This is a genomic window from Streptomyces fulvorobeus, assembly GCF_013167895.1.
In the GTDB taxonomy this organism is placed as follows: domain Bacteria; phylum Actinomycetota; class Actinomycetes; order Streptomycetales; family Streptomycetaceae; genus Streptomyces; species Streptomyces fulvorobeus.
In genome coordinates this window covers 5,824,897-5,836,513 of record NZ_BLWC01000001.1, presented here as the reverse complement: position 1 = coordinate 5,836,513, position 11,617 = coordinate 5,824,897, and the positions used below count along the sequence as shown (strand labels likewise).

General features: G+C 63.8%; 9 protein-coding genes. All 9 read right to left on the bottom strand.

The window, feature by feature from the left end; all coding sequences use genetic code 11:
* Positions 1–5: 5 nt before the first annotated feature.
* Positions 6–926 (bottom strand): peptidoglycan-binding protein, encoded by a 921-nt coding sequence (locus Sfulv_RS26310; protein WP_173316946.1) that lies wholly within the window; start codon positions 924–926, stop codon positions 6–8.
* A 72-nt stretch (positions 927–998) separates the two neighbouring features.
* Positions 999–1,583 (bottom strand): hypothetical protein, encoded by a 585-nt coding sequence (locus Sfulv_RS26305; RefSeq protein ID WP_173316945.1) that lies wholly within the window; start codon positions 1,581–1,583, stop codon positions 999–1,001.
* A 17-nt stretch (positions 1,584–1,600) separates the two neighbouring features.
* Entirely contained in the window at positions 1,601–1,861 is a 261-nt protein-coding gene (locus Sfulv_RS26300) for a hypothetical protein (protein WP_173310105.1), read from the bottom strand.
* A complete protein-coding gene (locus tag Sfulv_RS26295) occupies positions 1,858–2,967 on the bottom strand; it encodes a DUF5047 domain-containing protein (RefSeq protein ID WP_173316944.1) in 1,110 nt (369 codons plus the stop codon). Before Sfulv_RS26295 ends, Sfulv_RS26300 begins: the two co-directional genes overlap by 4 nt.
* Positions 2,967–5,207 carry a hypothetical protein gene (locus tag Sfulv_RS26290; RefSeq protein ID WP_173316943.1) on the bottom strand — a complete coding sequence of 747 codons (2,241 nt, stop codon included), beginning with the start codon at positions 5,205–5,207 and terminating at the stop codon, positions 2,967–2,969. The genes Sfulv_RS26295 and Sfulv_RS26290 overlap by 1 nt, the downstream gene beginning before the upstream one ends.
* 145 nt (positions 5,208–5,352) lie before the next feature.
* The gene (locus Sfulv_RS26285) at positions 5,353–10,188 is read right to left on the bottom strand and encodes a peptidoglycan DD-metalloendopeptidase family protein (protein ID WP_173316942.1); all 4,836 of its coding nucleotides are present in this window, start codon (positions 10,186–10,188) and stop codon (positions 5,353–5,355) included.
* Complete coding sequence (locus tag Sfulv_RS26280; RefSeq protein WP_256669119.1) at positions 10,188–10,550, bottom strand: hypothetical protein; 363 nt, start codon at positions 10,548–10,550, stop codon at positions 10,188–10,190. Before Sfulv_RS26280 ends, Sfulv_RS26285 begins: the two co-directional genes overlap by 1 nt.
* 44 nt (positions 10,551–10,594) lie before the next feature.
* Entirely contained in the window at positions 10,595–10,915 is a 321-nt protein-coding gene (locus tag Sfulv_RS26275; protein ID WP_173316941.1) for a hypothetical protein, read from the bottom strand.
* A 100-nt stretch (positions 10,916–11,015) separates the two neighbouring features.
* The gene (locus Sfulv_RS26270; protein ID WP_173316940.1) at positions 11,016–11,609 is read right to left on the bottom strand and encodes a phage tail tube protein; all 594 of its coding nucleotides are present in this window, start codon (positions 11,607–11,609) and stop codon (positions 11,016–11,018) included.
* Positions 11,610–11,617: the final 8 nt, after the last annotated feature.

Genomic DNA, 11,617 nt, shown 5'->3' with positions numbered 1-11,617 from the left:
GGCTATCACGTCTTGACCTTGAAACCGCGCTTGGCGCCCAGCTTCTCCAAGCTCGCCTTGCCCGGGATGCCGTCAGCTCCGGAGCCCGTGTAGCCGCACTTCAGCTGCCACTTGCGGTATGCGGCGATGGTGGACGAGCCGAAGGAGCCATCCGACGCCAGAGACGCCGCGAGGAATCCCTCCGCCTTCAGGGCCGCTTCGACGATGCGGACGTCTGCGGGGTGCGTCGTCCCACCCTGCTTGAGGTCCGGGTCCCTGAGTGCCGCAGCCTTGAGGTTGGAGAGATCGACGGTCGGCTTCGCGGCAGGCTTCGCGGGAGTCGAGGGCGCGTCAGGCGCGTCAGTCGACTCGCGCGGCGCCCCTGCTTCGAGGATGGCCGCGCGGGAGATCGAGCCGGGGTCCCAGTGGTCATTACCGGGCACGTTGCAGTGGCCGTAGTGACCGCCTTTGCTCGCCCATGTGTTGCGGGAGCGACTCACGTTGCTGTCCGCATAGACCTTCGCCAGGGCTCCGGCCGGCCAGGAGTCGGGGACTCCCCACGAACGGATGGCGCGCATCAGAGCGCGGAAGTTCGGGCCGGGCTTCCAATAGCCAGTGAAGGGGGTGTTGGCGCGGGCCAGGACTTCGATCTGTATGCAGACCTTGCCCGTCCTGTTCGTCCTCGTCAGGCCGTCGTTCCGCAGCGCGCGAGCGGACTGGTTCAGCGGCCCGTACTGCGCCAGGCGATCGGTGGTGGGGTCGTACAGGATGTGCGGCTCCGCGCCGACGTTGATCAGGTACTTACCGACGTTGGTGAAGCTGACGTTCCCGTGGCCGCTCTCCGTGGTGTGCCAGACGACGCGACCGGGCGCAGACGGCGAGTCCATCGCACCTCCGATGCTGCCGTCCCCCAGTCGCTCCGCTTCCTTGATCCAGATTTCACCCATGGTGAGTCCCCTCCCGGGCATAGAAAAAGCCCCGACGAGGCGGGGCGTGAATGACTAGCGGTGCAGCTCTGATCAGTCGAGCGAATAGCGGACGCTGTCCAGATAGATGAAGTTCGCAGAGTGTCCGATGATGTACACGACGGCACCGTCAGTGCGGGCTACAAGTCGCGCTGAGTGGCCACCGCCGTTGTACGTAGCGGACGCCACAAAAGATCGAGCGGTTGATGGCCGCGCTTCGGTCGGCAGCGTGAAAGCGTAGATCTCTGAGTCCTGCGTGAAGTTCGATCCACTCGTTCTCTGGAAGGCCCCTCGAAGCTCTACGCTTCCATTGACGATGCGATATCCGGGGCTACCTCCAAACGCCGTGTAGCCCGATGCGAACGTGAGCGGCTTCCACGCTCCCGGAGTCATAGGCCGCCAAACCTTGTCTCCGTCGAATCGGTCCCAGCGATCCTCGGCGATCAGGTAGCTGATCATTCCCGGAACGGCTTTGAACTGCCCGGTCAGCGTCGCGGATCGCTCGTTCGAGTTGGCAAATCGCAGAACGGAATGGGAGACGATCCCATTCACCGCCGTTTGGAAAGCATTCTCCATGTTCGGTGCGTCGGAGAGGACGGGGTACTGGACCGCCTGTCCGTATCCGTCAGTTGCTGGCACTCAGATGCTCCTTGTAGTCACGATGACGCCAATGCGCCAATTACGATCCAGTTGCCGTCAGGGTTGTAGTCCACCTTCACCGTGTCGCCCACAATCGGGGCGGAATACGATTTCATCCGGCGGACCCTTTCGACGGGGCCGCGAGAGGTGGTGATGTCGACTGTGCCGTCCGTGTAGGTAGCCGTCACAGAGGCGAGCATCCAGCCCGCGGACTCCTGTGACACTGCCCGGCTAGCGGCCCGCTGGATGGCATCTGCGAGCCTCTGACGTGTGGTCATGCGGCCTCCTCCTTCCCGCCCCGGAGCGTCAGAGAGGATGATCCTTCAGCCGTCAGGGGGATGGTGAACGACTGCGCGATAGCCAACTCCTTTCGACCGGAGTAGGTGAGACGCAGACAATTTCCGGCCTCCAACGCGGCGTTAGGGATGGCGCTCACGTACGTTGACACATTCCGAGCCGTCGCGTCGAAGAGGGCGTAACTTGCCGCTGCTTGACACTGTGGAACTGTCAGCCATAGTGACGACGAGATGTGTTTAGGCACGTGACCGAATGGACCATTCCATCTCGTCGGACTGCTGGGGTCGCTGTCGTAGGCGACCGCACTTACCGGCGCCGATCCAGCGGCGGTATTTTCCCCACTGGCCACAACGGCGTTGAAAACGGCCGTTCGGGACATGGCACGAGACGCTGCCATCAGTGTTCCGCCCTCGCCCTCCGCGATGTCCCAGACAACGGAAGACGATTCGACGTTCGGGATATCCGCGATTACGAATCGATCCACGGCATCGACGTAGATCTCAGCCTGCATAGATAGGGCGATCTGTTGGACGGCGTCCCATCGGTCAGCGCCGGCGGTCCATGTCGCAACGGCGCATGATGGGTTGCGCGATCCTGCGGTCTCGTTGACTATCACAGCGTCCGGCAGCGTTTGCCGGATCAGGTATTCCATCGCCGTAACGCAGGTCGCGTATCCGCGCGTTGAGGTGGGGGCCATGAATTTGTCGTCGATGATGTGGCATTCTGACGACTGCCCGGTAAGCGTGATCGGGCCTAGAAGCGTGTCGCCCTGTGGCTCGTCGATGCGGAACGTCCCCAGCGGCACCCATTCGATTAGCCCTCCGGCGAACCGGATTCCGCGACGGACCACGAGCTTTTGTCCGTAGACCGCCAGGGGGTCCAGCTCAGCAAAGGGGAGGTACTTGGGATCGCTTACCGTCAGGGACAGCGAGCGCCTGACTTTGCTCCCCCGGTCCACCGTGACCGATCCATCCATGACGGGTAGATCGGGCACGGTGACCAGTCCGCCGTACATGGCGGTCACGGATATCGCCATGGAGTGAGATGTCGTCAATGCCTGGAGGAAGGCCGGCGTTACTGGCTGCATCAGGTGCCCTCCACTCCGGTGTATACGCCCAGCCAGGAGGCGTAGGTGGTGAGCACGTCCAGGTAGTCAGAATGCTCGGTGGTCACTGACTGCCAGGTGCGGCCGGCCGAGCCGGTAGCTCCTCCGATGGGGCGGTCAACCTCCGTTAGCGGCACGGTCCACGTGCGGTCGCGGTATTCCGCGTATTCGACGACGGGAGCTTCCGCCACGTCGCCCACAGAGACATAGACGTCCGTCTCACCCCAGAGAGACGGCCACTGGATCAGCAGCGCGTTTCCGGGCTCCAGGAGCCACCACATGGCCGCCAGGTCTTCGGACGTCTCCGTGATTAGCGTCATCGTGCCCTCACGGCTCGTGCGCATGTCGGAGATGATGATCGGTCGCGCTCGTCCGCGGACCGGGTTGACGCCCTGACGGGCGCGACGAGTCCACGTCGGCTGGCCACCCTTGGAGACGACCGCTGTAGTCTGTCGCGCCGGTAGGCCCGGATCTTTGAGGACGATCTCAGTCGGGTGCGGCTCGGGGACGACGATGGGGAGCGACATGGTTGATCGGTAAGCAGTCGTGGTCCACAGCTTCACGTAATAGCGGACCTCCACGCCTAGTGGCGCCTCGTAGTCCTCCACCACCGCCACGTCCCCCGTGATGGCGACCTTCGTGAGATCGCCACTGGAGCCACGTACTGCGGTCATGGTGCCGTCGCCACCTACGCGCCACAGCCCCCAGTACGTGTAACCGCCAGCCGTGAGCCCTTGGAGCGCCACGGAGACGCCGTAGCGATCAGGTATGACGTCAGGGATTGCGGCTAGTCCGCCAGGCACTAGTGACACGTCGTCCAGATATGCGGGCTGGCCGATCTCCGACGAAATGATGCGGAAGGAAACGGCCAGTCTTGCAGCCGTCGCTGGCGCCACGGCGCTGGTAGGTGGTACGTACCAACCGCTACCCGCCGACAGCGTCCACGTGCCTGCTGTGGTGGCGACGACCTCGTCTGCGGCGTTGTACCAGATGAATCCCGCGATCAACTTGCGCGGCTCGGCGGATACGCCGAGCTTGAGATGCGGCGTCACCTGGTACGACTGCCGGGGGGCAACCGGGACGGGAGCCGACATAGTCACCGTGGCGTCCATTCCGGCTGTGCCGATCTCGTCGATGCGGAGTGACGCCACGCCCTCCCACGCGGTGTCCGTGGAGCGACTGACAGTGCAACCGCTAATAGCGGTCCAGCCTGACGCGTCGACCTCCATGGAGCAGACGTTGTACGTGAGCAGACTCCCGCTGGGAGTCGGAGCGGGGATCAGGGCCATGCGGTCGCACGCCCACACCTGGCCCGCCCCTGTCGCCACCGCCCGCAGTCTCAGTCGGGCGAACACGGCGCCGGACGGCGCCACTCCAATGGCAGTTACGCGCGTCCACCCGCCCCCTGCTGGAGTCCACGGGGTAGACGGTGACGACGAAATGTAGGTGCCCTCAGCGCTGTACCACCGGAGCTCCACCCTGAACTCGGCGCCCCCTGCCGAGCCTATGGGCTGGACTGCGGAGGCTCCTGCGTACTCCGTGCCCGGCACGACAGGCACGTTGGCCGACATGCCGGACTGCACCTCTCCGGCCGCTACCGAGGTCAGCGCGAGACCGTACCAGCCCTCCCACGCTGTCGTAAGCCGCGACAGCGTGACGTTCCCCCACGCACCCCACCCCGAGGTGTCCACCTCGACACCCGACACGTTGTAAGCGAGGAGGTTGGCCGGCACCGCCGCAGGCAGCCCGAACGCAGTTGCGTCGGTGACTACCGTCGCTCCGGCCGCCAGCCCACTGCATGACACTGTGACGGACGCGTATGCCGCTCCGGCGGGAGCTGTGGCGATCAGGATTGGAGGAGGTGTGACCCACGTGGTGGCGTTGGGCAGTGCCACACCGGCCGACGTCGTGGAGCTGATGGCGGTGCCGCCCGAAACGGCTGCGTACCAGTCCACGCGGATCGTCGATATGCGGCCAGCTACCGCCGCTACACCCGCCCAATAGCTGTACGCGGTGTACTCCGTGCCGGCCACCACCGCCACGCGAGCGGAGATGGTGGCCGTTACGGAGCCTGCGGCAGTGGCCGTCATGCCGAGCGACGAGGCGCCCGTGTAGAAGCGAGTGGACTTGCTGAGAGTCGTGTTACTCCCGGCAGTCCACCCGCTCGTATCCGTCTCGATGCCGCTCGTGTTGGCTGGCAGAAGGTTGGTGACTACGCTCATCCGCCGTCGCCCCCGCCATCGCCCACGCCACCGTTCGCGCCATCAGCGCTGCCAGGGCTGTAGACCTCACCGGGGCCAGGCTGAGGTGCATCCACCGGAGGTGGAGCGGTGTAGATAGGGCCTGTCTCTGGCGGGGCGTCACTCATCAGATGATCCGTCCTGTCTCTAGTGCTCGTCCGGTGTCTGCGTCGTAGACGTCGATCTCGGTGCGGATGAGGTCTGTCACCTCGCGGTTGCCCATGTAGAAGCGGGCTTCGACGTTGACCGCTGGAGGCATCCCTCCGCTGGCTGCGGGGATGTTCTTCGCCTGGCGAGCCACGGCCATGGAGTCGCGAGAAGAGTGGACCCGTGTAGGCGTCAAGAACTCCAACAGTTCCGGACCCTTCTCACCCACCCAGGCGGTCTCGCCCAGCTGCGGGAAGCCGCCCTCGTAGTAGCCGCCAGGCTTGTTGTAGGCGGCAGGGAGCGAGCCGTAACGACTCTTGGCGTAGCGCATGGAGGCGTACACGTTCGCCAGCGGGTTGGTGCTGACGCCGTGCATCTTCGGGCCCACGTTCCGCATGCTCGCGGCGTAGGCGTCGAAGGTCGGCTTGATGACCTGCATCAGGCCGACGCTGGGAGTGCCGTTCTTGGCGTTGATGTCCCAGTTGTTGACGGCGGTCGGGTTGCCGCCGGACTCCTGATTCATGCGCCGGAGCGTCAGGTCCGCGAAGCCGGCAGGGTTGCCTGTCAGCTTGAGAGCCTGCTGCACCACGCTGCGCCAGCGCTGCACGCCGGAACCACCGCTGCTGCCCCCGCCACCGTTGATGTAGCTCATGGGGTCGACCGCGCGGCCATTGACTCGCGCCTCCAGGTGGAGGTGCGGTCCGCTGGAGTTGCCGGTCGATCCCACAGCGCCGATCTGCTCGCCCTGCTTCACGCTCTCGCCTGATGAGGCGAGCATCTTGGACAGGTGAGCGTAGAGCGACGTCAGGCCGCCTCCGTGGCTGACCATCATGTGGTTGCCGTAGGGGCCGCCAGACTTCGCCATGGCGACCTTGCCGGCAGCCACCGCCTTGACGGCTGCTCCGACTGCTGCCGGGAAGTCCAGCCCGGTGTGCTGCCCGGAGGACCACATCGAGCCCTTCTTACCGAAAGGCGTGCCGTAGGCAGCGTTTACCGGCTTGATCCACTGGCCACTGCCTCCTCCTCCGCCAAAGCCGAAGAAGTCGAGCGCCTTGTCTTTCAGACCGGAAAGCATCTTGCTGGGGATCTGCGCGACGGACTTAGACCATGGGCTCGTAAGAAGAGGCTTCATCTGCGAGGCTACGAACTTGGTCGCCTTGTCGAACAGATTCGTCGGGTCCATGAATCCAGCGGCGCCGGAAACGAAGCTCCCGACGTCGTTCGCCTTGTCCTTGAACCATCCGACGATGCCGCCGTCCTTGTAGGCCGGCATGCCGTCAGAGATCGCCTTCTGCACGCCACCGATGCCACCTGAACGGGCGGCTGCGTTCCATGCGTTGATGCGGTCCGCGCCAACTGCACGCGTCCACTCCGGCCGCATGATCGCTTCTCCGCCACCAACCGCCACAACGCGATCGTCACGGCCCGGGGAATACCCGGACATGATGCCGCCAGTGTGGAAGCCCTTGATGGTCAGTTTCTTCAGTTTGTCCGAGCCAGTGATTGCCGCAACCTTGTTCCACAGCGGGACGATTCCGTCGTTGTAGACGTGATCGATGATGAACTTCACTGGCTTTTTTGCGATGTCCTGGATTTGATCCCAAGACTTCTTAATCGAGTTTTTGCCATCTCTGAAAGAATCGGCTACTCGACCCATCGCAAATTTGACCGCATCGAACGCCGGCTTGATGGCCTTGTCGTACAGCCACGTTGCCTTGTCGCCTATCCACTGGAAAATTGGCTTCAGGATCTTGTTCCATAGCCACGAGCCGGCGTCGCCAAGGGCCTGGAAATTCTTGGCAGACTCCTTCATGGCGGGGCGTATGGCCTTATCGTTAAGCCACGTTGCCTTGTCGCCGATCCACTGGAAGGACGGCTTCAAAGCCTTGTCCCAGAGCCACATCGCTTTAGCGCCTACCCAGCCCAGGGCCGGTCCGAGAGATTTCTCCCAGAGCCACATTCCGATGGCTCCGAGCTGCTGGAACGCCAGGTACGCAGGCAGGAGCAGCACCGCTATCAGGACTTTGGCCAGCCATGCGGAGCCGTCAGAGATGAAGCGGAAAGACGGTTCGAGGGCCTTGTCCCACAGCCAGATTGCAGCTGTGCCGATGGCCTGCATTCCGGTCCAGATGCCCGCGAAGGCTGGCTTGAGACCCTCGTCCCAGATCCACAGCGCCGCCGTCTTGATGGCGCGGGCCGTGGAGTCCACCGCGATGCGGAACCAAGCCCAGTTCTTGTAGGCATAGATTACTGCGGCGACCAGCAGCGCGACGATTAGAACAATCGCGCGAATGACCGGCACGATTCCCGTGGCGTTGATTGCCACCGCCCAGCCGGACGTTACGAGAATCGCTCCGGCAATTACCGTTTGATACAGGATCATGGCGCCGGCGAAGGCAGCCATTCCGAGCGCGATGGCCTTCTGCGCGAAATACATCGACCACAGAGTTATCACGAGACCGGGCGCGTTGACCGCTAGCCATGAGACGGCGTCCAGCATCGGACCGAGCACCTCGAACATGGTTTCCGAGAGAGGAGCCAGGGCCTTCGAAATGTCCAGCAGCGTGCGCATGATATCGCCCAGGAACGCGGCCAATCCAGGCGATGTATCCTTCACGTACTGGAGGAACTTCTCAAAGGCGGGAGAGCCCTTTAGAGAGCTGCCCCACTTCGCGAATCGGCCCGTGATGCTGTCCGACCTGCTCGCGATCCCGTCCATCTTCGGGAGGAAGGCGTCGATGACACCCGCGATGCCCTTGATGACGTTACCAAACGCCGTTCCGAAGCCTTCAACGGCAGGTTGTACGCTTTCTGCCAAATCCTTCTTGAAGGATACCCAGAATGGCGTCTTCAACTGAGCAGACGCCTTATCCATCAGCGTCTCAATGCCCTTTGCTGCGCCAGTTACGAGCGGCGTCAGGCCGGGCAGAGATTTCTTCGCACCGTCAATGCCTCGCGTGAAGAGCGGGAGCACTTCGGGCTGTAGCGACTTCTGCCACTCGTCGAATGCAACCTTCAGCCCCTTCGGGCCGGCAATGGCTTCGAAGAGATCGCGCTGTGGAGCGCTCAGCCCCGCGAGTGCCTTCTTGTACTCGTCGCTCTTGCTGATAGCCTTCGTGGTCGTGTCGATGCCGGAGAGGCGCGCGGATGCGACGCCCCGCTCAGCCGATGCGATCGACTCCGCGGCGGAGATCTGCGCGTTGGCGGCGTCCTGCACCGCATCTGCCACACCACGCTGTGCGCTGGCTACGGACGTTGCGGCCTCGCGCTGGTCACGGGCGGCCTGCGACTGAGCGTCGGCCACAGCGATGGCGCTGTCACGGACTGCCCGCTGTGCGTCCTTGACCGCTTCGAGCTGATCACGTACGGCGCCCTGAGCGTCGGCCAGGCGGTCAGCAGCGTCCTTGACCGCATCGGATCCTTCGATGCCGGCTTTCTGCTGCTTTGCCGCCGACGTCTGGAGATCCTTGTATCCCTGGCTCTGCTCCTTCTGGCTCTGGATCGCCTGATCGTAGGCAAGCTGTGCCTGATCAAAGTCCAGCTGACTGACCAGTCCAGCATTGCGGCCCACAGCTGCGCGGGCCAGCTCCTCGCGCGCCTCACGCACCCGGATAGCTGCCTCGCGCTGATCCAGAGCGCCGTTGGTGAGCTGGTTGCTCAGATCCTTCAGCGTGCGCGCAGCGTCCTGGCGGGCGCGGGTGAGACTCTGCTCCGCCTCCTCCGCGTTCTCATTGGCGTCGGTGAGCGACTCCTGTGCGTCCCGTACGCGACGGTGCGACTCCGCAAGGGACTGCTGTGCGCGACGAATCGCGTCAGTCGACTGGCGCCGCTGATCGGAAGCGCGCTGCACGGCTTGCGCAACTGCGCGTTCTGCGTCCTCTATCGCTCGGGTGCCCGACACGATGGACTGCGCGGCATTGCGATGTGCAGCGGATAGGGCGGACTGTGCACCGGCCATCTGAAGAGCTTTGGACGCAGCCTTCGACGTCGAAGCGGTCCCTTGGTCCGTCGCCGTGGACGCTTCCTTTTCCGCGGCTGACTTGGCGCTGAGTGCCTCTGTGACGCCCTTGATTGCCGGGATAGCAGCGAGTCCAACGGCAGCAACTCCCGCGCCCGCAGCCGTGGCCATCGACACCACGGCGCCTAGGCCGGCAGCCAGGACAGGACCAAGAGGAATCGCGGTTAGAGCTGCTACCTGGATTCCCAGACTCATCAGAGCGGACGTCGCCTGAGACGAGTCGACACGCACAGGGATGCGTACCTCCTTGGCGTCGACGGCCTGAATCTCGGCACGAATAGCTGCCAGCGCTGCACGCGCCGTAGCGGTGTCGGCCCGTACGTCGACGTCGGCATGAGAGGCGCCCAGACGCTTCAACTCCGCGTCGATACGGACGATCTCCCGCTCCGCGTCAGCGGTCGAGACGTCGATCCCGATCGTCTTGTTGCGCAGAGATTCCATGCGAGCCCGAAGCCGGTTCAGCTCCGCGTCGACGCCCGTGTCTCCGAGCCGGATGTTCAGCTTCGGCATCGCCTTGAAGGCGGCTTCGAGCTTGCGCCGGATACTGCGTGCGAATGCGCCTCCCGCATCGTCACCCTGACGGCCGGCAGCTGTGACACCTGCGCGGCCTCCGCGAGTGATCGCGTCGGGGATGGCGATCACGATGTTCCGCGAGATCCGGTCGCCCATTCGACGACCGGCCTCTTCGCCTACTCGGTCAGCGATAGGGAGGACGAGCGCCTTCAGCTTTGCGTGGAATTGAGGTATCACAGGCACGACGTCGACCGCCGCACCACCAACGATATCCAGGTCCGGCATCACGCCTCCTTTGGCTGATCTCTCATCCGCGGGTCAAGCGCGCGGCGGTCCTCGTCGGTCATCCCGGTACGGACGGCTGACGTTGGGGGAATTCCAGGTCGGGGGGTCGGAGTGAATTCAGGGGGCGTCCCGCCGGCTGCCGCGATTGCCACGGAGCGATTGAGGCGGAGTTCGTCCTTGATTTCGATCAGCAACGTTTCCTGGAAGCTGTGCGGCGCCTTATCAGGCCGGTACTCCCCGTGCGCCTTCTGCATGACGTCGTCCGGTACGCTGTTCCGCATCGCCGTCTTTGTCGCGGATTCGCGCGGGAGATGCTCAATCCAGATGCGCAGGGTACGTAGGGAGATGGTCCCGCGGTACACGTCCAGGAGCCTGGCTCCCGGATAGTGCCGCGGGATATCCGCCTCTAGCGCTTCCGCGTACTCTTCGAGGACTTCGCACGTCCAGAGGACTTTCCCGGGGCCTCGCCGGCGGACTCCATGGCGTCGGCCGTGAACACGTTGATCTCGTCAAGAGTGGCGTCCAGGTCAACGAACGTCTCTACGTCGTCCTCGTGCAGAACGCCGGCCGCCCACGTGTCGTAATCGGCCAGGCGAAGAGCTCGCAGGTATGAGGGGCGCCAGCGGTTGACCGGCTTCACTCGCAGGTCACAGCCGCACAGCGTCGCCGTGCCGTACTCCTCGGTGGCCTCGTTCTCCTGCGCCTCAGCGGGGGTAACTTCAGTCATGCGCGCGGGTCTCCTAAGTCAGGGAATTTCTGTGTGCGCGGGTCGAATTACGAATTGAAGCGACGCCCCGGACCCGCGCGGTACAGGGCGTCGCTGGCTGTTACGGGGTGACGGGGAAGAATCCGGACACGTCGACGCCGCCGTACTTGATGGCGCGCTTGACGGCTGCCGTGTTCCCGGTGCCCTTGTAGAACTTGAACGTCATCTGGACAGCCATGACGTCCTGCGTCTGTGGCTGCTCGTCGCCTCGCTCAGTGACCTTGCCGTTCGGCATGTAGAGGCGGTTTCGCTTTCCGCCATCCACGGTGTCGAAGATGAAGGCGTACCGAAGGTCGTTGGGCTTGTCCGGGAGGTCGTACTGAGCAACGTCGGTTGCGGGCTCCAGAGAAGCCAGCGGCACGTTGTCATACAGGCTGCGGACGAGCGGGTTGATTCCCTCCAGGAACGTGACCTGCGTGGACTTGACGCTCTTCGTCATGAGCGTGCGGATCGGCTCCAGAGAACCGGCCGCCTCCACGTCCTTGCTCTCCTCTTCAATCTTGAAGAGGCCGCCCTCCGTGGTAATCCAGCCGAGGTTCACCCACGGCGACGCCGGGTCCGCGAATGCAACCGGCATGGTCGTGTTGGTGGGAGCTGCATAGACGAGGTAGTCAGATGCGCCGAAAGTAAGATCGGCATTGCGGGTGTCCGCCATGATGCCTC

Excerpts from the sequence above, each read along its gene's own strand:
- Sfulv_RS26295 (WP_173316944.1), bottom strand. The coding sequence starts at position 2,967 with ATGCAGCCAGTAACGCCGGCCTTCCTCCAGGCATTGACGACATCTCAC.
- Sfulv_RS26275 (WP_173316941.1), bottom strand. The coding sequence starts at position 10,915 with ATGACTGAAGTTACCCCCGCTGAGGCGCAGGAGAACGAGGCCACCGAG.
- Sfulv_RS26310 (WP_173316946.1), bottom strand. The coding sequence starts at position 926 with ATGGGTGAAATCTGGATCAAGGAAGCGGAGCGACTGGGGGACGGCAGC.
- Sfulv_RS26285 (WP_173316942.1), bottom strand. The coding sequence starts at position 10,188 with ATGCCGGACCTGGATATCGTTGGTGGTGCGGCGGTCGACGTCGTGCCT.
- Sfulv_RS26290 (WP_173316943.1), bottom strand. The coding sequence starts at position 5,207 with ATGAGCGTAGTCACCAACCTTCTGCCAGCCAACACGAGCGGCATCGAG.
- Sfulv_RS26270 (WP_173316940.1), bottom strand. The coding sequence starts at position 11,609 with ATGGCGGACACCCGCAATGCCGATCTTACTTTCGGCGCATCTGACTAC.
- Sfulv_RS26300 (WP_173310105.1), bottom strand. The coding sequence starts at position 1,861 with ATGACCACACGTCAGAGGCTCGCAGATGCCATCCAGCGGGCCGCTAGC.